Origin of the sequence: Streptococcus hepaticus (assembly GCF_043656315.1) — a bacterium.
Taxonomy (GTDB): Bacteria; Bacillota; Bacilli; order Lactobacillales; family Streptococcaceae; genus Streptococcus; species Streptococcus hepaticus.
Genome location: NZ_JBINIY010000014.1, coordinates 1 through 23,344 on the forward strand (window position 1 = coordinate 1; position 23,344 = coordinate 23,344).

Genomic DNA, 23,344 nt, shown 5'->3' on the forward strand with positions numbered 1-23,344 from the left:
TTTTTAGAAAAATGAATCCGATTACAGTTTTCGGTTGACGAAGATTTTTAAAAGTATTATACTACACTAAAAGATATATAGTGTATCACATTTACAAAGGTGGTGGGTTTCATTAAATTAAACAGTAGGCAAGAAAAAATCGTAGACATTGTCAAGGAGCATCAACCTATAACAGGGGAACAAATTGGAGCGCTCTTGCAGGTTAGTCGAGCAACTCTTCGAGCGGATTTATCCATCTTGACCATGTTTCGAATACTAGATGCTAGACCAAAGGTGGGGTACTTTTATCTTGGACCTGGAGATTTGGATTTTCGGACTAGTGAAATTGCAGAGTTAGCGGTTTCGGATGTTATGACCAGACCAGTGTTAGCCAAGCAAGAAAACTCCATCTATGATTTAGTGGTTAAATTGTTTTTGGAAGATACCTCCAATATCTACGTGACGGATGAACAGGACCGTCTTTGTGGATTGGTTTCGCGCAAGGATTTGTTAAAAGTTACTTTAAGTGGGGCAGATTTGCATGCCATGCCAGTTGCCATGGTCATGACGCGAGTGCCAAATATTGTTACCGTAAGGACAGATACAAGCGTGCGAAGAGCAGCTGCTCTGTTGGTGAAAAATCGAGTGGATAGCCTTCCGGTTTTATCATTTGATGAAAATGAGCCAGATGATGCAAGTAAGTGGCGATTGGTAGGGAAATTTTCAAAAACAGTCATTTCAAATTTATTTGTGGAAGTTACTCAAATAGATGAATAGGAGGCGCGATGAATCAACATCCGGTAATCTATATTGTCTCAGATTCGCTTGGCGAAACAGCACAGACGCTTGCTAAAGCAAGCATTTGTCAGTTTCCTAATCAAGAGGAATGGGAAATTCGACGGATTCCCTATATCACTTCTAGAAGTCAGATGGCAGAGGTGCTGTTGGAAGTTAAAAATCAGGGAGCCATGATGATATTTAGCTTAGTCAATGAGGAGCTAGCAGCCTATGCGCGGGACTATTGTGTAGCACGTGGTATTCATGCTATTGACCTGATGACGCATTTGTTACAGCAGATGGCTTGTTATACGGGGCAGAAACCATTACGAGAAGCGGGTAGGATTCGCCAGCTAAACAAATCTTATTTTGATAGAATTGAGGCGATTGAGTTCGCAGTTAAATACGATGATGGGAAGGACCCTCGTGGCTTGTTGAAGGCTGATGTGGTTCTTTTGGGAGTCTCTCGAACTTCTAAGACACCTTTGAGTATTTACTTATCCAATCGCCAAATCAAGGTGGCAAATCTTCCTCTGGTGCCAGAAAGTCCCTTGCCTAAGGAATTGTATCAAGTAGATACAAGGAGAATTATTGGCTTGACCAACTCACCTCAAACCTTGAATCGCATTCGGAGTGAACGTTTGAAAGCTATGGGACTTCATACTAGTACAGACTATACAAAATTAGATGCTATCATTGCAGAATTAAATTATGCCAATCAGGTAATGGCGTCGCTCAACTGTCCAGTAATCGATGTAGAACAGAGATCCATTGAAGAAACAGCTGGGATGATTATTGATATCTTGACTGATAATGGACTCGTGTTAAATCATTTAGGAGTTCTTTAAGTCCATTTTATTTTTTATCATAGGAGTTATCATGAAGTTAAGTACCGAAAAAATTGTATATCGTTTTGATGAAGGCAATAAGGAAATGCGTAGCTTGCTGGGAGGAAAAGGAGCTAATTTGGCAGAGATGACCCAAATAGGTTTGCCTGTCCCACCAGGATTTACCATTACAACGGAGGCTTGTAAAGATTACTATCTTCAAGAACAGACGATTCGCCAGGAAATTCTGGATCAGATTGATAGCTGTTTGACGGCATTAGAAAACCAACAAGGTAAAATGTTAGGCGATAGCCACCATCCTCTCCTAGTTTCTGTTCGGTCTGGTGCAGTTTTTTCTATGCCTGGCATGATGGATACGATTTTAAATCTTGGACTCAACGACCAAAGTGTAGCAGGCTTGATTGCTGATACAAACAACCCACGTTTTGCCTACGATAGTTACCGTCGCTTTATTCAGATGTTTTCAGATGTGGCGATGGAAGTTCCAAAGTATCAGTTTGAAGATGTCTTAGATCGCTACAAAGATGAGAATGGCTTGAAAGATGATACCGAGTTGACAGTAGAGCACTTGCAAGCAATTGTCTTGGAATTTAAGGAAATCTACAAAGAAGCTATTGGTCAAGATTTTCCACAATCACCTAAAGAACAGTTACTATTAGCCATTGAAGCAGTCTTTCGTTCTTGGAATAATCCACGTGCTACCGTTTACCGTAATCTCAACAAGATTGACCATGATTTAGGGACGGCGGTTAATATCCAAGCGATGGTGTATGGCAATATGGGTGAAACTTCAGGGACAGGTGTTGCCTTTACGCGCAATCCGTCTACTGGTGAGCATAAATTATTTGGAGAATACCTGATTAACGCCCAAGGAGAGGATGTTGTGGCAGGTATTCGTACGCCCCAAAGCATTGATCGCCTCAAGGAAGATATGCCACTTGTGTATGATCAATTTGTCCAAGTAACACAATTGCTGGAAAAGCATTATCAAGACATGCAAGATATTGAATTTACCATTGAGAATGAAAAACTCTACCTCTTGCAAACTCGGAATGGAAAACGAACGGCCCAAGCAGCTCTACAAATCGCTGTTGATTTGGTAGATGAAGGGCTGATTGATGAGCGTGAAGCCATTTTACGGATTGAGCCTACTCAGTTGGATCAACTCCTTCATCCAACTTTTGATAAGGAAGCATTAAAAGAAGCCAAACAGCTGGCTAAAGGCCTTCCTGCTTCTCCTGGAGCTGCCACGGGGATGATTTGCTTCAGCGCAGAAGTGGCAACAGAATGGACGAAAAAGGGAAAAGAAGTCATCTTGGTCCGTAAGGAAACCTCGCCTGAGGATATTGAAGGGATGGTTAGCGCAGTCGGTATTTTAACTGCTAGAGGAGGAATGACTTCACATGCTGCAGTCGTGGCGCGTGGTATGGGAAAATGCTGTGTAGCTGGCTGTGGAGACTTGCAAGTCGATGAAGTTTACAAAGAAATTCGCAAAGATGAGCTGGTTCTTAAAGAGGGAGATTTGATTTCCTTGGATGGAAGTACAGGCCAAGTCTACCTTGGTCAGATTCCTATGTCACATGCAACACTCAATCAAAACTTTACGCGTTTTATGTCATGGGTGGATGCAGAGCGAGATATGATGGTGCGGGCTAATGCGGATAATCCGAAGGATGCCTTGAAGGCTATCGAATTTGGTGCGGAAGGGATTGGTCTTTGTCGGACAGAACATATGTTTTTTGAGGAAAAACGAATTCCAGTAGTGCGGCAGATGATTTTATCGGAAACCTTGGAAGAAAGAAAAAAAGCCTTGGCGAAGCTTTTGAAATTCCAAAGAGAAGATTTTTACAGGATCTTTCAAGCAATGGATGGACGCGCAGTCACTATTCGATTATTGGATCCGCCTTTACATGAGTTTTTACCGCAAGAGGCACCAGCTATTCATGACTTGGCAGAGACCATGTATCTTGCCCCTAAGACGGTTCAAAATCGCATTTCGGCCTTGCAGGAATTCAACCCCATGCTAGGTCATCGAGGCTGTCGATTAGCTGTAACTTATCCAGAAATTTTGGTCATGCAGGTTGAAGCCATTGCACAGGGCGCTATTAGAGCCAAGCAAGAAGGGATTGCTGTTCAGCCAGAAATCATGATTCCGCTAGTAGGTACTGCCAAGGAACTTCAGTTGTTACGACCACTGGTGGAAGAAACTATGATGAGGGAATGCCAGTCTGCAGCATGCCCATTGGACTTTAAAATAGGAACCATGATTGAAGTACCGCGTGCTTGCGTTACTGCTGATGAGATAGCTGAATACGCGGACTTCTTTAGCTTTGGTACCAATGACTTAACTCAAATGACCTTCGGTTACTCACGAGATGATGCGGGAAAATTCCTACCAAGCTATGTGGAAAAAGGAGTGCTTTCAGCAGATCCTTTCCAAGAATTGGATCAAGACGGTGTGGGAGTCTTGGTAGAAATGGCAGTAGGGCTGGGCAGAGATGTTCAATCAGATTTGAAAATGGGCATTTGTGGAGAACATGGTGGAAATCCAAAGACAGTAGATTATTGCTATAACATTGGACTGGACTATGTTTCTTGTTCCCCGTATCGTGTCCCACTGGCTCGCTTAGCTGCTGCGCAAGCTAAGATAAAAGCAGAGTGTGGAGACGGTTATCGAGATAAATAAAAACCAAGGGGGCTTAATAGGCCTCCTTAGTTTTTAGCAATTATAGAATGATGAGTGAGGTATGATCAATTTACTTCGCAGGCAATACCGTCACGATCCCGATCAAGATCATAGCTATAGCCAGGATCACCTGCACGGATAGGTGCTTTTCCTGCAGCACGAACCGCAGCACAATTTGGGTAATATGTCTGTGCAGGTTGTTGTGGGGCACTTGGTCGAGGTACAGGTGCGGGAGCAGGTTGTGGATGTGCATATTGGGTACGAATAGGATTTCCTAGATGGCTAGCATAAAATTTAATTCCTTCTTGAGACCAACCATGTTGAGGCAATACATTGTATTCGTTGCTATCAGTTGTCCAGTGGTGTAGACCGCGTAGACGTGGATTATAAACGCGATAGATAGGAGTTCCACCACCAGAATAGAAAACAGGTTGACCGTTATTGTCTTTTGTCCAACCATGGAAGGAAGTGAGGACACGAACTTCGTTTAAGTCTGAAGTATAGAGGTGATTTTGTAATCCTGCATTGTAGAGTCGATAAACAGGTGTGCCACCGTCTGGTGCATACCAAGCAACTCCTTCGTAGCCCCAACCATGTTGGTTGTAGAGAACGTTCTTTTCATTTTCAGAAGTTGTATAGAGATGTTCACCGTTTGAACGATTGTACAAACGATAAATCGGTGTGTCAGCCTTGACGGTTTCGCTAGCAAGAGCCAAACTAGATAGACTGAGTAGTAAACAGACAATGAAAAAGATTTTTCTTTTCATATGTAGACTCCTTTGAATAATTCTATTATTATTACTCTTATACTACTAACAAAAAGAAAAGGAAAACGCTTTTATTTATAATTTTTCTATGCAATTTGTGGTAGAACTTTCAAAAACAGACTCATTCATTTCATGTTTCTCTAGGAAAACATTTACAATTTGCTCAGCTCTGCTATTTTCCCTAAAGTGTGGTATAATGCTAGGGTTGAAATAAAATAAATATTATAGAGGAAAACATGACAAACTTAAGAAATGATATCCGTAACGTTGCCATTATTGCCCACGTTGACCACGGAAAAACAACCCTCGTTGATGAATTGCTGAAACAATCGCAAACTTTAGATGCGCGTAAGGAATTGGCAGAACGTGCCATGGACTCAAACGACATCGAAAAAGAGCGTGGTATCACCATCCTTGCTAAAAATACAGCTGTAGCCTACAACGATACACGTATCAACATCATGGATACACCAGGACACGCGGACTTCGGTGGAGAAGTTGAGCGTATCATGAAAATGGTTGACGGTGTTGTCTTGGTTGTCGATGCTTACGAAGGTACAATGCCACAAACACGTTTCGTGTTGAAAAAAGCCCTTGAGCAAAACTTGACACCAATCGTGGTTGTTAACAAAATCGATAAACCATCTGCTCGTCCAGCAGAAGTTGTTGATGAAGTCCTTGAACTCTTCATCGAACTCGGTGCGGATGATGACCAATTGGACTTCCCAGTTGTTTACGCATCAGCTATCAACGGGACATCATCACTTTCTGATGATCCAGCTGATCAAGAACAAACAATGGCACCAATTTTTGATACCATCATTGACCACATTCCAGCACCAGTTGATAACTCAGATGAGCCGCTTCAATTCCAAGTGTCCCTTCTTGACTACAACGACTTCGTTGGTCGTATCGGTATTGGACGTGTCTTCCGCGGTACAGTAAAAGTTGGTGACCAAGTTACCCTTTCAAAATTGGACGGCACAACTAAAAACTTCCGTGTTACAAAACTTTTCGGTTTCTTCGGTCTTGAGCGTAAAGAAATCCAAGAAGCAAAAGCTGGTGATTTGATTGCTGTTTCAGGTATGGAAGACATCTTCGTTGGAGAAACGATCACACCAACTGACTGTATTGAACCACTTCCAATTCTTCGTATCGATGAGCCAACTCTTCAAATGACTTTCTTGGTAAACAACTCACCATTCGCAGGTCGTGAAGGTAAATGGATTACATCACGTAAGGTTGAAGAGCGTCTTTTGGCTGAGCTTCAAACTGACGTATCACTTCGTGTTGACCCAACTGATTCACCAGATAAATGGACGGTTTCAGGTCGTGGAGAATTGCACTTGTCAATCCTTATCGAAACAATGCGTCGTGAAGGATACGAACTTCAAGTATCACGTCCAGAAGTTATCATCAAAGAAATTGATGGCGTAAAATGTGAGCCATTTGAACGTGTTCAAATCGACACACCAGAAGAGTACCAAGGTGCCATCATCCAATCATTGTCAGAACGTAAAGGTGACATGTTAGATATGCAAATGGTTGGTAATGGACAAACTCGTTTGATCTTCTTGATCCCAGCACGTGGTTTGATCGGATATTCAACTGAATTCTTGTCAATGACTCGTGGTTACGGTATCATGAACCACACATTCGACCAATACTTGCCAGTTGTTCCAGGTGAAATCGGTGGTCGTCACCGTGGTGCTCTCGTGTCTATCGACCAAGGTAAAGCAACCACTTATTCCATCATGCGTATTGAGGAACGTGGTACTATCTTTGTTAACCCAGGTACAGAAGTTTATGAAGGTATGATTATCGGTGAAAACTCACGTGAAAACGACCTTGGAGTTAATATCACAACTGCTAAACAGATGACAAACGTCCGTTCAGCGACAAAAGACCAAACAGCTGTTATCAAAACGCCACGCATCTTGACGCTTGAAGAATCTCTTGAATTCTTGAACGATGATGAGTACATGGAAGTAACACCTGAGTCTGTTCGTTTGCGTAAGCAAATCCTCAACAAGGCTGAGCGTGATAAAGCTAACAAAAAGAAAAAAGTAGCTCTTGATGAAGCATAATTTATTGCTCGGAAAGATTACAGATAAATAGAAAGGAGTCGCCATGTTTTATTTGATTTTGGCTATGATGCTAGTCTTGTTCTACATTTTTGTAGCCCCTAGCAATGTCAAAGGAACCATGAACTTGGTGGCTTCTGTCTTTCTCTTGGTAGCCTTAGTGATTGCAATTGTTCTGGGATTTTTGAGAATCCTTCAGTCTCCACCTCAACTATGGCTGGGCTTAGCCATGGTTTTGCTGGGGTATTGGGCTTTGCGGGACATTTATTTCATGGACAAGCCAACAAGAAGAAAAAAGTAAAAAGTCTGGATGTTTCAGGCTTTTTTGCTTGCCCTCTCTTGCTTGAAAAAAATCCGCTAGAAGTGGTACAATGATAGTATTGTCAATCTTAGAATGGAATACGTATGAAATTAATTAAAGAATTTGAAAATAAAAAAGTTTTGGTGCTGGGTTTGGCCAAATCTGGTGAATCCGCAGCCCATCTATTGGATAAATTAGGGGCTATTGTCACTGTCAATGACGGCAAGCCTTTTGACGAAAATCCAACAGCGCAGAATCTTCTAGAAGCAGGGATTCGTGTTATCTGTGGCAGCCACCCTTTGGACTTACTAGATGAAGAATTCTCTCTTGTCGTTAAAAATCCTGGGATCCGTTATGATAACCCTATGGTGGAAAAGGCTCTTGCAAAAGGCATTCCAGTTTGGACAGAAGTGGAATTGGCTTATCTTATTTCTGAGGCTCCAATTGTTGGAATTACGGGTTCAAACGGAAAAACAACGACGACAACCATGATTGCAGAAGTCTTGAATGCAGGGAATAAACCTGCCAAACTCTGCGGAAATATTGGTTTTCCAGCCTCTTCGGTCGCTCAAGAAGCAACAGAGAAAGACACCTTGGTTATGGAATTGTCTTCTTTTCAGCTGATGGGGATTGATAGCTTCCATCCTCATGTTGCTGTGGTGACCAACCTCATGCCAACTCATATTGATTACCATGGTTCTTTTGAAGAATATGTGGCAGCTAAGTGGAATATTCAATATCGCATGACAGCGGATGATTTTGTGGTGCTCAATTTTAACCAAGACTTGGCAAAAGAATTGGCGACAAAAACACAAGCAACAGTTGTACCATTTTCAACCATGGAAGCAGTGGATGGAGCTTATGTGCAAGATGGCGTTCTCTATTTCAAAGGAGAAGCCATCATGGCGGCGGATGAAATCGGTGTTCCAGGTAGTCACAATGTGGAAAATGCACTGGCAACGATTATTGTAGCCAAATTATCAGGTGTAGACAACCAAGCGATTAAGGAAACCTTGGCGCATTTTGGTGGGGTAAGACACCGTTTGCAAGCTCTTGGCGAGATCAACGGCATAAAATTCTACAATGATAGCAAATCAACGAATATCTTGGCGACTCAAAAAGCACTTTCTGGTTTTGACAACAGCAAGGTTATCTTGATTGCAGGTGGCTTGGACCGTGGTAATGAATTTGACGAATTAGTGTCGGATATTCAAGGACTTAAACACATGGTGATTCTTGGCGAGTCAGCTCCTCGTGTCAAACGAGCAGCAGATAAAGCGGGCGTGCCATACATTGATGCAACAGATGTCAAAGACGCTACTGCAAAAGCCTTTGAATTGGCTCAAGAAGGCGATGTTGTGCTACTTAGTCCTGCCAGTGCTTCATGGGATATGTATAAGAATTTTGAAGTGCGTGGTGATGAATTTATCGTGGCCTTTGAAGCGCTCAAAGGAGAATAAAATGACCAAGAAAATTGTCTTTACGGGTGGAGGAACGGTTGGTCATGTTACCTTGAATTTGCTCCTGATTCCTCAGTTTTTGAAAGATGGTTGGGAAGTTCACTACATTGGCGATGCCAAAGGCGTAGAGCATGAACAGGTAACCAAGTCGGGCTTGAAAATCCAGTTTCATTCGATTGCGACTGGAAAACTTCGCCGTTATTTTTCATGGCAAAATATGCTGGATGTCTTTAAAGTTGGCTGGGGTGTGTTACAGTCCTTAGCGATTATTGCTAAAATTCGTCCACAGGCTCTCTTTTCAAAAGGTGGATTTGTCTCAGTGCCGCCAGTTGTGGCTGCACGCCTTTTAGGTGTCCCCGTCTATGTGCATGAATCCGACCTTTCCATGGGCCTGGCCAATAAAATTGCTTACAAATTTGCGACGACCATGTACAGCACTTTTGAGCAAGACCATGCCTTAAGTAAAATTAAGCACGTGGGTGCCGTCACCAAGGTTCAACAGACGACAAATGTGGTGAATCTGAAAATGCCAGAAATTTTGTCTTATTTTGATGAACATTTACCAACCTTACTCTTTGTAGGTGGCTCGGCCGGAGCCAAGGTTTTTAATGACTTCATCAGTCAACACAAGACCATTCTGACAGAAAAATTTAACATCATAAACTTGACAGGGGACTCTAGTCTCAATGAATTGTCTAAAAATATCTACCGAGTAGACTATGTAACGGATTTATATTTGCCTTTGATGGAGGAAGCAGATTTGGTCATCACTCGAGGTGGTTCGAATACTATTTTTGAATTGGTTGCCATGACAAAACTACATTTGATTGTGCCGCTTGGTCGTCAGGCTAGTCGTGGAGATCAGCTGGAAAATGCTGCTTATTTCGAGAAAAAAGGCTATGCTGATCAACTAGATGAAAGCCAATTCACTTTGGAAAATGTGCTTCATCAGGTATCTTCCCTACTGGATGAAAAAGAATTTTACCTTTCAAATATGGAAAATTCAACAGAAATTCAATCTGTAGATTCTTTCTACGAATTGCTCTTAACAGACTTGGAAAGAAAGACGGATAAATGACAGAAAAAGATGTAAAAAACCATGAAAATCTAGAGGAATTAGCTGGAGAGTTGGAAGAAAAAGAAGATCTCGAACAAGTTGAAACGACACCTGTTGAAACGGGTTCCCAAGAGGATGAGACTGCAGCAAACAGTGATTTTTTCCAGCAATGGAAAGCTAGGCATCAAGCTTATTTAGCTAGTAAAAAAGAAGAAGAACAAGAGGGTGAAGCAGAAGATCAGCCTGCACGACTGTCTTTACAAGAGTTGCGTAAAAGCTTGCGGCAAGCTGAAAAAAAATCAGTTGAGTCAGCAGATGAGCCAGTTAAAAAAATCAAAAAAAATCCAATCCCTGCTATAGTGATTTGGAAGAGTTTACCAGTCTTTTTCGTTAGCATGGTACTGATCCTTGCTTCGCTCTATTTTATCAGTCCTTTGAGTAAGTATAAAACGATTACAGTTAAAGGAAATACCCATTTATCAAGTAATAAAATTTTGTCCTATAGTCAAATTTCAAGCAGAGATTATGCCCTCACAACTTTTTTGCATATGGATGCTTATGCGAAAAACATTGAAAAGACAAGTAACTGGATAAAGTCAGCCAAAATAAGTTATCAATTTCCCAAGTCTTTTACGATTCAAGTCGAGGAATACACGAAGATCGGTTATGTTGAAACAGGGGGGGAATACTATTCTGTTCTTTCAAGTGGCAACATCTCAGACACAGCGACAGAATCAAGTCAACTTCCTAAACAATATACCAGCATTCACTTGAATGATAGGGTTCTCATTCAGAAGTTAGTGCGACAATTAGCCAAGGTCAATCCAAATATTGTGGCTAATATTGAGACGATTGATTTAACACCAACCAAGGTGACATCGGATTTGCTGACCTTGACAATGCATGATGGAAACAAGATTTTGATTCCACTGGCAGAGGTTGAACGTAAGTTGCCTTATTACGAAAAAATTGCTCCACAACTGGCAGTGGCAAGTGTGGTAGACATGGAAGTTGGTATTTTTTCATATGCTCAATAAGATGAGGAGTTTTTTTGAGAAATAATAGAAAAAATCCCCATTTCTACACTTTGTATGATATAATGAAGAGTGAATAATTCTATTTTTATGAAATAGGGTAAATATTTGAAAGTCGAAAGTAAGAGGGGACTGATAGGATGGCTAGAGATGGCTTTTTTACAGGATTAGATATTGGAACTAGCTCCATCAAAGTATTGGTGGCAGAATATATAAATGGTGAAATGAATGTCATTGGCGTGAGTAATGTAAAAAGTGCGGGCGTTAAAGATGGCATTATTGTAAATATTGACGTAGCTGCAGGTGCAATTAAAACTGCCCTTGCTCAAGCAGAAGAAAAAGCAGGAATCCGTATTGATAAGGTGAACGTGGGACTTCCAGCTAACCTTCTTCAAATTGAGCCAACTCAAGGTATGATTCCTGTAACGACCGATTCACAAGAAATTACTGATTTGGATGTGCAAAATGTTGTGAAATCAGCTCTTACAAAGAGTATGACTCCAGAACGCGAAGTGATTTCTTTTGTGCCTGAAGAATTCGTCGTAGACGGTTTCCAAGGAATCAAGGATCCTCGCGGTATGATGGGGATTCGCCTTGAAATGCGTGGGCTACTTTATACAGGACCAAGAACTATTCTTCATAACCTTCGTAAAACAGTTGAACGTGCTGGTGTACAAGTTGAAAACATCGTGATTTCTCCACTTGCTCTTACTCGCTCAGTTCTCAATGAAGGGGAAAAAGAATTTGGTGCAACAGTGATTGACCTCGGTGGGGGCCAAACAACCGTTGCAGTGATGCGCAACCAAGAATTGCAATACACAAATGTCTATCAAGAAGGTGGCGATTATGTCACAAAAGACATTTCGAAAGTATTGACAACTTCACAAAGTATCGCTGAAAATCTGAAATTCAACTATGGTATTGCCTACCCACAGGAAGCAACTGAGAAAGAAAAATTCACAGTTGAAGTGATTGGGGAAAATGCACCAGTTGAAGTAACAGAGCGCTACTTATCAGAAGTCATTTCAGCTCGTCTCCGTCAAATCTTTACAAAAGTGAAACAAGACTTAGAACGTACTCGTGCCTTGGATTTACCAGGTGGTGTGGTTCTTGTCGGAGGTGTGGCAATCTTACCTGGTATCGTTGAGTTGGCACAAGAAGTCTTTGGTGTGCATACAAAATTGTTTGTTCCAAACCAAATCGGTATTCGCAATCCAGCCTTTGCACATGTTATTAGTGTGGTTGAGTATGTGGGTGGTTTGGATGATGTGGAACGCATTGCACAGGTTGCAGTAACTGGTGAGGCAAGCCTTCGTCAGAAACCAGTTGACGTGCCATTTGATACACCACGTGTGCGCCCAACAGTACAACCAGTGCAGAAGGATCTAACAACTGAATTACAGGCAGAACCTGAAGTTACACCTGTTAGTCCAACTTATACAGAAGAGTACGAAACAAGTGAACCCAAAGTACCATTCGCAGATAAAGTGCGCGGATTCTTTGGTAGTATGTTTGAATAGTGAAAGAGAAGGAAAGTAAAGTATGTCATTTTCATTTGAAGCAGCAGCTAATCTTGGCGCTGTGATTAAAGTTATCGGTGTTGGCGGTGGCGGTGGTAATGCCATCAACCGCATGATTGAAGAAGGTGTTTCAGGCGTTGAATTTATCGCAGCTAACACAGATGTTCAAGCTTTGAGCAGCTCAAAAGCAGAAACAGTTATTCAGTTGGGTCCAAAATTAACTCGCGGTCTCGGTGCTGGAGGTCAACCTGAGGTTGGTCGTAAGGCTGCTGAAGAAAGCGAAGAAGCATTGACAAATGTATTAACTGGTGCTGATATGGTCTTCATTACTGCTGGTATGGGAGGCGGTTCAGGTACAGGTGCTGCACCAGTAATCGCTCGTATCGCTAAAGGCTTGGGTGCCTTGACAGTTGCAGTTGTTACTCGTCCATTTGGTTTTGAAGGAAACAAACGTGGTGGCTATGCGATTGAAGGTATCGAAGCACTCCGTGAACAAGTTGACACTCTCTTGATCATCTCAAACAACAACTTGCTTGAAGTTGTTGATAAGAAAACGCCACTTCTTGAAGCACTTAGCGAAGCAGATAACGTTCTTCGTCAAGGTGTTCAAGGGATTACAGACTTGATTACTAACCCAGGTTTGATTAACTTGGACTTTGCTGATGTGAAGACAGTTATGGAAAACAAAGGCAATGCTCTTATGGGTATTGGTATCGGTACTGGTGAGGATCGTGTCGTAGAAGCAGCACGTCGTGCTATCTATTCACCACTTCTTGAAACAACGATTGATGGGGCAAATGATGTTATTGTAAACGTAACAGGTGGTTACGACATGACATTGACAGAAGCAGAAGAAGCTTCAGAAATTGTTCATCAAGCAGCTGGTCAAGGTGTGAACATCTGGTTGGGTACCTCAATTGATGATACAATGAAAGATGAAATCCGTGTGACAGTTGTTGCAACAGGTGTTCGTCAAGAAACTACTGAAAAAGCAATTCGTCATCGTGCTGATGTAGCTCCAACAGGTGCACGTCCAGTTCGTTACGATATGTCTTCAACTACAGCACCTGTAACAACAAGCCGTAGCTACGAAGAAGCACCTAAAACATCTGCTTTTGGTGAATGGGATCTTCGCCGCGAGAGCCTTGTTCGTCCAATGGATACAGAAAACAAACCTACTGTTCCAGTAGAAAAATTCTCAATTGAAGATGATGAAGATGAGTTGGATACACCACCATTCTTCAGAAATCATTAAGATGAACATTCAAGAAAATAAAAATACAGTATTTGCTGCTGTAGAGGCAGCGACTCAAGAGGCCAATTGCCCTAAAAATTCAGTAAGTGTAATAGCTGTCACCAAGTATGTTGACAGCTCTCTTGCTAAAGAACTGGTAAAAGCAGGTGTGCAGCACATTGGTGAAAATCGTGTGGACAAATTCCTTGATAAATACCAAGCTTTATCTTCTGAAAATGTGACCTGGCACTTGATAGGAAGTCTGCAGAGACGGAAAGTTAAGGAAGTCATCAACTATGTTGATTATTTTCATGCCTTGGATTCTGTAAAGCTGGCTGAAGAAATTCATAAACGTGCGGCTAAGCCTGTTAAATGTTTTTTGCAAGTTAATGTCTCAGGTGAAGAGAGTAAACATGGTTTTTCAGTTGATGAAATTGATGCTGCCTTAGAAGCGATGTTACATCTGGATAAGGTAGAATTAGTTGGACTCATGACGATGGCCCCATTTGAAGCGAGTCACGAAGAATTAGATGCTATTTTTTCAAAAACAGAGAAACTTAGAAAAGAATTAGCAGCAAGAAAGATTCCGCACATGCCTTTTACTGAATTAAGCATGGGAATGAGTGGAGACTTTACAGAGGCGATAGAGAACGGTTCGACTTTCGTTCGGATTGGTACAGCATTTTTTAGATAAGAAGGAAGAGAACTGTGGCATTTAAAGATAGATTTAAAAGCATGATTAGCTATTTTGAAATTGATGACTCAGCAGAATACGAAGATCAGCGTGAGAAACATTATCCTGCAAGCGATTCTGCAAAAATGCGGATTGCACCAGCACCGCAAGTGGTAGAAAAACGCGAAGTAGAAGAAGTTCCGATACGCCGTCGTAGTCAGTCTGTTTCACCAGACAAGTCCAACTTGCAACGTTTGAATGAACGTCAGCAGGAACTTCGTTCACAAGGTGGATTTGCTTCAGAATCACGTACAACCATTGATATTAAGTTTCCAAAGAAATACGATGAAGCTCCTGAGATTGTTAACCTTTTGTTAGACAATATTAGTGTGCTAATTGATTTTCAATACATGTCAGAAACTCAGGCTCGTCGTTGTTTGGACTACTTAGATGGTGCCCGTTCAGTTCTTTCTGGCAACTTGAAAAAAGTTTCAAACACGATGTGGTTGTTGACGCCCGTTAATGTAACTGTTAATATTGAAGACTTGCGCTCTGTTCAATCTAGTTCTGACTCAGACGGTCAATTCGACTTTGATATGAGAAGGTAGTATATGCAAGTTTTGATTGTTATATTATTAAAGGCGATTGAGATTTATTCCTATGTTTTGTTGGCTTATGTTCTTATGTCTTGGATACCAGGGCTTTACGAAACATGGTTTGGGAAATTCATTATTTGGTTGGTAAGACCGGTTCTCCAGCCCTTCTATAAATTGAATCTTCAGTTTATGGGAATGGATTGGACGGTCTTTGTTGTTATGATTGCAATGAACTTGCTGTCACGGTTTCTAGTTCATCTTTTCTACATCTTGTTTTAGATATGAAAAGGGAAGATAAGAAATTGCTCCAGCATTTTGCTCAGGTGGAAGAGGAATTTGTTGAAAAAATTATTGACCTCTGTTATCAGGTTGAAGAAACGTATTCCTACCGTTTAACTAGTTTTTGTCATCCAAAACAAGAAGAAATCGTTCGTTCAATTGCAGCTTATTTTCAATTACAAGCCTTCTCAACCCGGGAGATGATTGCTACTGAATTTTCGAGAATGATTATTGCCCCTACTTATTATGAGTTAGATAGTAAAGATTATGATATAATGGCATTAGAAATTCTTTATCTGAAGAAATTTCATTCTATTAGTCATTCTCAGGTTTTAGGAACCTTACTGAACCAATTGGGAATGAAACGCCAGTTTTTAGGTGACATTTTGATTGATGAGAATCAAGCAGTGGTCTTTATAGATCGAAAATTTGGGTTGATGGCTCAAAGTCAGATCAGCAAGATAGCAAAGGCGCCTATCAAGTGGCAAGAGCTGGATTGGGAAACATATAGCTTAGCTAGTCCAGAAGAAGGGAAGATACGAGAAGTTCTCTTATCCAGTCTTCGTTTGGACAAATTAGTTGCAGTCACTTTTAAGTTATCAAGAGCTACTGCTGTTAAATTAATTGAAGCCAATCGTGTTAAGGTAGACTATGTGGAAACTAGTCAAGTTGCAAAGGCTTTGGATTTGGGGCAACTGATTAGTGTCAGGGGCTTTGGCAGGGTTCGATTGAAGGAAATGCTGGGTTTTTCAAAACAGGGAAAATACAAGATTGCAATTGAAGTTTTTAAGAAATAGGAGGGTCTATGGCACTTACGGTACAAGAACTAAAAGATAAAACCTTTGGAAATAAATTTTTCAATGGCTATGATGTGGATGAAGTGGAAGATTTCTTGGACATTGTAACCAGTGACTATGAAGATTTAGTTCGCAAAAACCATGAACAAGAGATTGAAATAAAATCATTAAAAGAACGTTTGGATTATTTTGATGAGATGAAAGAATCATTGAGCAAATCAGTTTTGTTGGCACAAGATACAGCTGCTAAAGTGAAGTTGGCAGCCGATGAACAAGCAGCAAATATCTTGAAACAAGCTGACTATGATGCTCAAAATTTGCTTAATGAAGCTAAAGACAAGGCACATGAGTTGTTGAGAAATGCAACGGACAACGCTAAGAAAGTAGCAGTTGAAACGGAAGAATTGAAGAATAAAACACGTATCTTCCACCAACGTCTCAAGTCTACAGTTGAAAGCCAGTTGTCCATCGTGAATTCATCCGAATGGGAAGACATTCTTCGTCCAACGGCTTCTTACTTGCAGACAAGCGATGAAGCTTTCCGTGAAGTGTTGGAAACAGCCTTAGCAGAAAAAGTTGAGCCTGTTGAAGATGAATTGGATGTGACACGCCAATTGACAGCAGAAGAATTGGCAGAAATCACTCGCCAAGCAGAAGCTTTTGAGCAAGAACAAGCTCAACAAGAAGTTGCTGAAGAGATTTCGGAAACGAATGAACAAGTTGAAGAACTTGTAGAAGAATAAGCTATATAAGAACAATCGAGATTGAGGATAATCTTAGCGAGTAGGTGATGGTGAAAGACCTGCATTCCCTCGTCAATCTTGAATCATCTTATCGGTTTTCCCTTGAACTCAGAGTAGGGGGGAACGGTTGACAATCGTTATCAGTCAAGTAAGGGATAGGGGAAACGCTATCTGAACTAAGGTGGTACCACGAGCTTTCGTCCTTTTTTGGCGAGAGTTTTTTATTTGTTATGATAAAATTAAAAACTGTTGATGAATCAAATTTTGAAGCGGTCTTGGATTTGAGCCTATCACCACAAGATCATCGTCGAGTGGCTTCAAATACCTACTCATTGGCGCAAGCTTGGCTTTATGGCGAAAAAGTGAAACCTTACGCGATTTATAATTCGGATCAAGTAGTTGGCTTTTTAATGCTTTGGATTTATCCGGAAAAAAATGAATGGTTGATTTGGCGGTTAATGATTGACCGACATCATCAAAATCAAGGTTATGGTAAGGAAGTTCTGCGTCAAGTCATCAAATTGGCTCAGGCGGATCAAGTTTGCCAACGGCTGATTGCTGATTATGTGATTGGAAATCATCGCATGCGTGGTATGTTAGAAAGCCTAGCGTTTGAAACCAAAGGACCTGTAGGCAATGAAGTTGTAATGGAATTAAAGATAAAATAAGGAGAAAACATGAAGTTAAAAGAAACTCTGAATCTGGGAAAAACAGCTTTCCCAATGCGTGCAGGTTTACCAAATAAAGAACCTGAGTGGCAAGCAGCTTGGGTTCAAGCAGAAATCTACAAAAAACGTCAAGCATTGAATGAAGGCAAACCAGCCTTTCACTTGCATGATGGCCCCCCATACGCCAACGGAAATATCCACGTTGGTCACGCTTTGAATAAAATTTCAAAAGATATCATCGTTCGTGCCAAATCAATGTCTGGTTTCCGTGCACCTTACGTTCCAGGTTGGGATACACATGGTCTTCCAATCGAACAAGTCTTGGCCAAGCAAGGTGTGAAGCGCAAAGAGATGGACTTGGTTGAATACCTTGAAATGTGTCGTGATTATGCTCTCAGCCAAGTTGACAAACAACGCGAAGATTTCAAACGTCTTGGTGTTTCCGCTGATTGGGAAAATCCTTACATCACTTTGATGCCACAATATGAAGCGGATCAAATTCGCGTCTTTGGTGCTATGGCTGACAAAGGTTACATCTACCGTGGTGCGAAACCTGTCTACTGGTCATGGTCATCTGAGTCTGCCCTTGCTGAAGCAGAAATTGAATACCACGATATTGATTCAACCTCACTTTACTATGCCAATAAGGTTAAAGATGGTAAAGGGGTCCTTGATACTGATACATATATCGTTGTTTGGACAACAACACCATTTACAGTTACCGCTTCACGTGGTTTGACAGTTGGTCCAGATATGGATTATGCTGTGGTGAAACCTACTGGTCAAGACTGCAAATATGTGGTTGCTGAAGGTCTTCTTGATACGCTTGCACCCAAATTTGGTTGGGAAGTATTTGAAGTTCTTGAAAGTCACAAAGGTTCTGCCCTTGAAATGATTGTAACTGAGCACCCATGGGATACTGAAGTGGATGAATTGGTGATTCTTGGTGACCACGTTACCCTTGATTCAGGTACTGGTATCGTCCATACAGCCCCTGGTTTTGGTGAGGACGACTACAATGTTGGTGTAAAATATGGTCTTGAAGTAGCCGTTACTGTTGATGGTCGCGGGATGATGATGGCTAATGCTGGCGCAGACTTTGAAGGTCAATTCTATGACAAGGTTGTGCCAACTGTTAAAGAAAAATTGGGTGACCTCTTGCTTGCCAGCGAAGTCATCAGTCACTCATATCCATTTGACTGGCGTACCAAAAAACCAATCATCTGGCGTGCAGTGCCACAATGGTTTGCTTCAGTGTCAGAATTCCGTCAAGATATCCTTGATGAAATTGAAAAAACAACCTTCAATCCAGCTTGGGGACAAAAACGTCTTTACAACATGATTCGTGACCGTGGTGACTGGGTTATCTCACGTCAACGTGCTTGGGGTGTACCACTTCCAATCTTCTATGCTGAAGATGGCACAGCTATCATGACCAAAGAAGTGACTGATCACGTGGCAAATTTGTTTGCTGAACACGGCTCAATCATCTGGTGGAAATCAGAAGCTAAAGACCTTCTTCCAGAAGGATTTAAACACCCAGGCTCACCAAATGGTGAATTTACTAAAGAAACGGACATCATGGACGTTTGGTTTGACTCAGGTTCTTCATGGAATGGCGTGATGAATGCGCGTGACAACTTGTCATACCCAGCTGATCTTTACCTTGAAGGGTCTGACCAATACCGTGGTTGGTTCAACTCATCACTCATTACCTCAGTGGCTGCCAATGGACATGCGCCTTATAAAGCTATCCTTTCTCAAGGTTTCGTTCTTGATGGTAAGGGTGAGAAAATGTCGAAATCAAAAGGTAACATCATTTCACCAAACGATGTGGCCAAACAATACGGTGCGGAAATCCTCCGTCTTTGGGTAACGTCAGTAGATACCAATAACGACGTTCGTGTGTCAATGGATATCCTTGGTCAAGTGTCAGAAACTTACCGTAAAATCCGTAACACCCTTCGTTTCTTGATTGCCAACACATCAGACTTCAATCCAGCGACTGATGCCGTTGCCTTTGAAGACTTACGTGCGGTTGACAAATACATGACCATCAAGTTCAACCAATTGGTTGCTACGATTAAAGAAGCTTACGATAACTATGATTTCATGGCTATCTACAAATCTGTGGTGAACTTCATTACGGTTGATTTATCAGCCTTCTACCTTGATTTTGCCAAAGATGTGGTCTACATTGAAGCAAGTGATAGCTTGGTTCGTCGTCAAATGCAAACAGTCTTCTATGACATCTTGGTGAACATCACGAAATTGTTGACACCAATCTTGCCTCATACAGCCGAAGAAATCTGGTCATACCTTGAGCATGAAGCAGAAGATTTTGTTCAATTGTCTGAGATGCCAGAAGTAGCAACATTTGCTGGTCAAGAAGCTATCCTTGAAGAGTGGGAAGCTTTCATGACCCTTCGTACCCAAGCGCAAAAAGCCTTGGAAGAAGCGCGTAATGCCAAAGTAATCGGTAAATCATTGGAAGCGCACTTGACCATCTATGCTAGCCAAGAAGTCAAAGCCTTGTTGACAGCACTTGATAGCGATGTAGCTCAACTCTTGATTGTTTCAGGTTTGACGGTGACTGAAGAAGCTGCGCCAGCTGATGCTGTTGTATTTGAAGATGTTGCCTTTACTGTCGCTCACGCTCATGGTGAGGTTTGTGACCGTTGCCGTCGTGTGGACGAAAGTACGAAAGAACGTTCATACAATGCCACTATCTGTGACCACTGTGCTGAAATTGTTGAAGCTAACTTTGCTGAGGCAGTAGCAGAAGGATTTGAAAGTAAATAAATCTGAATTATAACCAGTTCTACGGGACTGGTTTTTTGTTGTAAAAAAATCTAACAAATTTTTAGGAAAACGCTTTACAAATTATCAAAGCTGGTGTATACTTAAAAAGTAGAAACGTTTCCAAAAAACAAGAAACGCAATAGAAAGGGGATTCTATGGTAACCATGAAAGATGTGGCTCAGCTTGCAGGGGTTGGTGTTGGAACAGTTTCCAGAGTGATCAATAATGGCTCTGTTAAGGAAGTGACCAAGGCCAAGGTGCTAGCTGCTATAGAAGAACTCAACTACGAACCTGATTCTTATGCTCGTGGCATGAAGTTGCAAAAAACCAATGTAGTCGCCTTGATCATTCCAACTGTTTGGCATCCTTTTTATGGAGAATTTGCCTACTATGTGGAAAATGAACTAGCTCATAATGGCTACAAATGCATGCTGTGTAACTCAGATAGTAATTCTGAGCGAGAGCTGGAATACATCAAGATGATGCAACAGAATAAGGTAGACGGTATTATCGGAATCACCTATAGTGATATTGATCCCTATATTTCTTCCAATCTCCCCTTCGTCAGCATTGACCGACACTTTTCAGATGATGTGGTATCTGTCTCAGCAGATAATGAACAGGCTGGACGTTTGGCTGCCAAAACACTGATGGCCAAAGGGTGCAAGTCGCTAGCTTATATCGGTGGAAAACCCAAATACCCGACAGAAATTGGCAAGCGGCAGATGTATTTTACAAAAACTTGCGAGGAAGCCGGTGTGGAGAATACCTATCTTCTTATGCCTGAACCCATTCAGCACTTTGATAAACAGGTTCAAAAATTTATTACAGAAAATCCAAGTATTGACGGACTCTTTGTCATCAATGATTTTATGGCGCTGGATGTTATGAAAATCCTGGTTAAAATGGGAAAACGAGTACCAGAAGATATTCAAGTCATTGGCTGTGACGGTATCAAAATGGCTAATGAACGGGATAATGTGGTCTCCACGATCCGCCAGCCAGTTGACCAAATGGCCATCAAATCGGTTGATTCATTGCTGAAAATGATAAACGGAGAAACTTTTGAGCGCTTTAGTGTTCTGTCGGTTTCCTATCAAGAAGGTAATACAACTAAATAATGTTCTATCTCTGGTAACAGATATTAACTTTCAGAAAGAAATGGAAACGTTTCAAAAAACAAAAGGAGAATCTTATGGCAAGTCACGTTGCAGGAGTGGTCAAAAAAACGACCAAAAGCAATAGCAAATGGGTGCATATCAAAAATCACCGTACCCTCTATATGATGCTAATTCCAGGGCTTATATTGACAATCATCTTCCGTTATGTCCCAATGTATGGTGTACTGATTGCTTTCAAAGACTACAATCCTTTGAAAGGAATTATGGGCAGTCCGTGGGTTGGTTTTCAAGAATTTAAGACCTTCCTTTCTGCACCAAATCTCATGCTCTTACTGGGAAACACTTTGAAGCTCAGTATCTTTGGTTTATTATGGGGCTTCTTTCCACCGATTATCCTAGCTATTATGGTTAACCAATTAGCTAGCGATAAGATTAAGAAGAAATTGCAACTGATCCTCTACGCACCAAACTTTATCTCTCTGGTGGTTATCGTTGGTATGATTTTCCTCTTCTTCTCAGCAGAGGGACCTGTAAATGCCATGCTTGGTATGTTTGGAATGAAAGCGAAATTCTTGACTGAGCCTGATTATTTCAGAACGCTTTATATTGCCAGTGGAATTTGGCAAGGAATGGGCTGGGCTTCAACGCTTTATACAGCAACCTTGGTCAATGTCAGTCAGGATTTGATTGAAGCGGCGAAACTTGACGGGGCAAATATTCTTCAACGGATTTGGCATATTGATATTCCAGCCATCAAGCCAGTCATGGTCATCCAATTTATCTTGGCAGCGGGAAATATCATGAGTGTCGGTTACGAAAAAGCCTTCCTCATGCAGACTAGTTTGAACTTAACAGCTTCAGAAATCATTTCAACCTATGTCTACAAGCAAGGTTTGGTTTCGGGGAATTACTCATATTCAACAGCGGTAGGACTTTTTAATACAGTTATCAATATTATCCTCTTGCTGGTTGTGAATAAGATTGTGGAACGTCTCAATGATGGCGAAGGATTATAGGAGGTTACGTAATGAATGCAAGTATGCAGACAGATTTTGATAAGCGTGTCTTGTTTATCAACAAAATTTTACTGGCTTTGATTGTTCTTGTGACCATCGTGCCACTCATTTACATCCTCTTGGCTTCCTTTATCGAACCGTCCGTTCTCTTGTCAAAGGGCTTGAGTTTTGATCCTAAAGACTGGACGGTTGAAGGTTATCAACGGGTTTTCTCAAATGATTCAATCCTTCGAGGATTTATCAATTCTCTCTTTTATTCAGTAGGTTTTGCGACCATTACAGTTGCCATTTCCATGCTGACAGCCTATCCCTTGTCCAAAAAAGACTTGGTAGGTCGTAAGGCAATCAATGGTTTCTTGGTCTTCACCATGTTCTTCGGTGGTGGCTTGGTTCCGACCTACTTGTTGATTAAAAATTTGGGGATGTTGAATACGGTTTGGGCAATCTTGCTTCCAGGTGCGGTCAATGTTTGGAATATCATCATGGCGCGGACCTTCTTCCAGGGAGTTCCTGAGGAATTGGTGGAAGCAGCTAAATTAGACGGTGCTAATGATTTCCAGATTTTCATTCAAATCATGTTGCCACTGGCAAAACCGATTATGTTTGTTCTCTTTCTTTATGCTTTTGTTGGCCAATGGAATTCATACTTTGATGCCATGATTTATCTCAAGGATCCAAACTTGAAACCATTGCAATTGGTCTTGCGAGACATTCTGATTCAAAATACAGTTGACAACAATATGATTGGTAGTCAGACAGCTATGATGGAATTGAAACGAATTGCAGAAATGATCAAGTATGCAACCATTGTCATCTCGACAGCTCCGCTCTTGATCATGTATCCATTCTTCCAAAAATACTTTGATAAAGGTATTATGATGGGTTCTATTAAAGGTTAAATC

At 41.3% G+C, this 23,344-nt stretch carries 21 protein-coding genes; 20 read left to right on the forward strand and 1 reads right to left on the reverse strand.

Going from position 1 to position 23,344, the window contains the following annotated elements; translation table 11 throughout:
* Positions 1 to 99 precede the first annotated feature (99 nt).
* From ACHUFA_RS09160 to ppdK, 3 genes are read left to right on the forward strand one after another with little or no spacing between them, the layout of a single operon-like run.
* Positions 100 to 756 carry a helix-turn-helix transcriptional regulator gene (locus ACHUFA_RS09160; RefSeq protein ID WP_222349129.1) on the forward strand — a complete coding sequence of 219 codons (657 nt, stop codon included), beginning with the start codon at positions 100 to 102 and terminating at the stop codon, positions 754 to 756.
* A gap of 8 nt (positions 757 to 764) precedes the next feature.
* Positions 765 to 1,604, forward strand: coding sequence for a pyruvate, water dikinase regulatory protein (locus tag ACHUFA_RS09165; RefSeq protein WP_222349134.1), 840 nt, complete (start codon positions 765 to 767; stop codon positions 1,602 to 1,604).
* Between the two features lie 31 nt (positions 1,605 to 1,635).
* Positions 1,636 to 4,290: a pyruvate, phosphate dikinase gene (ppdK, locus tag ACHUFA_RS09170; RefSeq protein WP_394405659.1), complete on the forward strand. Its 2,655-nt coding sequence runs from the start codon at positions 1,636 to 1,638 to the stop codon at positions 4,288 to 4,290.
* A 65-nt stretch (positions 4,291 to 4,355) separates the two neighbouring features.
* On the opposite strand, the gene ACHUFA_RS09175 is transcribed toward ppdK, so the two are convergent.
* Positions 4,356 to 5,057, reverse strand: a complete 702-nt coding sequence (locus tag ACHUFA_RS09175; protein ID WP_222349143.1) for an excalibur calcium-binding domain-containing protein — start codon at positions 5,055 to 5,057, stop codon at positions 4,356 to 4,358.
* Between the two features lie 236 nt (positions 5,058 to 5,293).
* Here ACHUFA_RS09175 and typA point away from each other — a divergent pair, with 236 nt between their 5' ends.
* The 17 genes from typA (at position 5,294) to ACHUFA_RS09260 (ending at position 23,341) form a co-directional block, all read left to right on the forward strand.
* A complete protein-coding gene (typA, locus tag ACHUFA_RS09180) occupies positions 5,294 to 7,144 on the forward strand; it encodes a translational GTPase TypA (protein WP_394405661.1) in 1,851 nt (616 codons plus the stop codon).
* Between the two features lie 43 nt (positions 7,145 to 7,187).
* Positions 7,188 to 7,442: a DUF3165 family protein gene (locus ACHUFA_RS09185; protein ID WP_222349147.1), complete on the forward strand. Its 255-nt coding sequence runs from the start codon at positions 7,188 to 7,190 to the stop codon at positions 7,440 to 7,442.
* 104 nt (positions 7,443 to 7,546) lie between these two features.
* The gene (gene murD / locus ACHUFA_RS09190; RefSeq protein ID WP_394405663.1) at positions 7,547 to 8,902 is read left to right on the forward strand and encodes a UDP-N-acetylmuramoyl-L-alanine--D-glutamate ligase; all 1,356 of its coding nucleotides are present in this window, start codon (positions 7,547 to 7,549) and stop codon (positions 8,900 to 8,902) included.
* A gap of 1 nt (position 8,903) precedes the next feature.
* Positions 8,904 to 9,980: a UDP-N-acetylglucosamine--N-acetylmuramyl-(pentapeptide) pyrophosphoryl-undecaprenol N-acetylglucosamine transferase gene (locus ACHUFA_RS09195; RefSeq protein WP_222349151.1), complete on the forward strand. Its 1,077-nt coding sequence runs from the start codon at positions 8,904 to 8,906 to the stop codon at positions 9,978 to 9,980.
* Positions 9,977 to 10,996, forward strand: a complete 1,020-nt coding sequence (locus tag ACHUFA_RS09200; RefSeq protein ID WP_394405666.1) for a cell division protein FtsQ/DivIB — start codon at positions 9,977 to 9,979, stop codon at positions 10,994 to 10,996. Before ACHUFA_RS09195 ends, ACHUFA_RS09200 begins: the two co-directional genes overlap by 4 nt.
* A 137-nt stretch (positions 10,997 to 11,133) precedes the next feature.
* Positions 11,134 to 12,513, forward strand: coding sequence for a cell division protein FtsA (gene ftsA, locus ACHUFA_RS09205; protein ID WP_222349155.1), 1,380 nt, complete (start codon positions 11,134 to 11,136; stop codon positions 12,511 to 12,513).
* A 22-nt stretch (positions 12,514 to 12,535) separates the two neighbouring features.
* Positions 12,536 to 13,768: a cell division protein FtsZ gene (gene ftsZ / locus ACHUFA_RS09210; RefSeq protein WP_394405668.1), complete on the forward strand. Its 1,233-nt coding sequence runs from the start codon at positions 12,536 to 12,538 to the stop codon at positions 13,766 to 13,768.
* A 1-nt stretch (position 13,769) separates the two neighbouring features.
* Complete coding sequence (locus ACHUFA_RS09215) at positions 13,770 to 14,441, forward strand: YggS family pyridoxal phosphate-dependent enzyme (protein ID WP_222349158.1); 672 nt, start codon at positions 13,770 to 13,772, stop codon at positions 14,439 to 14,441.
* A 14-nt stretch (positions 14,442 to 14,455) separates the two neighbouring features.
* Positions 14,456 to 15,028 carry a cell division protein SepF gene (locus ACHUFA_RS09220; RefSeq protein ID WP_394405670.1) on the forward strand — a complete coding sequence of 191 codons (573 nt, stop codon included), beginning with the start codon at positions 14,456 to 14,458 and terminating at the stop codon, positions 15,026 to 15,028.
* Between the two features lie 3 nt (positions 15,029 to 15,031).
* Positions 15,032 to 15,295 (forward strand): YggT family protein, encoded by a 264-nt coding sequence (locus tag ACHUFA_RS09225; protein WP_222349159.1) that lies wholly within the window; start codon positions 15,032 to 15,034, stop codon positions 15,293 to 15,295.
* 2 nt (positions 15,296 to 15,297) lie between these two features.
* Positions 15,298 to 16,092, forward strand: coding sequence for a YlmH family RNA-binding protein (locus ACHUFA_RS09230; RefSeq protein ID WP_394405672.1), 795 nt, complete (start codon positions 15,298 to 15,300; stop codon positions 16,090 to 16,092).
* A gap of 8 nt (positions 16,093 to 16,100) precedes the next feature.
* Complete coding sequence (locus tag ACHUFA_RS09235; protein ID WP_222349175.1) at positions 16,101 to 16,835, forward strand: DivIVA domain-containing protein; 735 nt, start codon at positions 16,101 to 16,103, stop codon at positions 16,833 to 16,835.
* 230 nt (positions 16,836 to 17,065) lie between these two features.
* Entirely contained in the window at positions 17,066 to 17,503 is a 438-nt protein-coding gene (locus ACHUFA_RS09240; RefSeq protein ID WP_394405674.1) for a GNAT family N-acetyltransferase, read from the forward strand.
* 9 nt (positions 17,504 to 17,512) lie between these two features.
* Positions 17,513 to 20,305, forward strand: coding sequence for an isoleucine--tRNA ligase (gene ileS, locus ACHUFA_RS09245; protein WP_394405676.1), 2,793 nt, complete (start codon positions 17,513 to 17,515; stop codon positions 20,303 to 20,305).
* Between the two features lie 155 nt (positions 20,306 to 20,460).
* The gene (locus ACHUFA_RS09250) at positions 20,461 to 21,426 is read left to right on the forward strand and encodes a LacI family DNA-binding transcriptional regulator (protein WP_222349188.1); all 966 of its coding nucleotides are present in this window, start codon (positions 20,461 to 20,463) and stop codon (positions 21,424 to 21,426) included.
* A gap of 74 nt (positions 21,427 to 21,500) precedes the next feature.
* Positions 21,501 to 22,442, forward strand: coding sequence for an ABC transporter permease (locus ACHUFA_RS09255; RefSeq protein WP_222349190.1), 942 nt, complete (start codon positions 21,501 to 21,503; stop codon positions 22,440 to 22,442).
* 11 nt (positions 22,443 to 22,453) lie between these two features.
* On the forward strand, positions 22,454 to 23,341 hold the full coding sequence (locus tag ACHUFA_RS09260; RefSeq protein WP_394405679.1) for a carbohydrate ABC transporter permease: 888 nt from the start codon (positions 22,454 to 22,456) through the stop codon (positions 23,339 to 23,341).
* Positions 23,342 to 23,344: the final 3 nt, after the last annotated feature.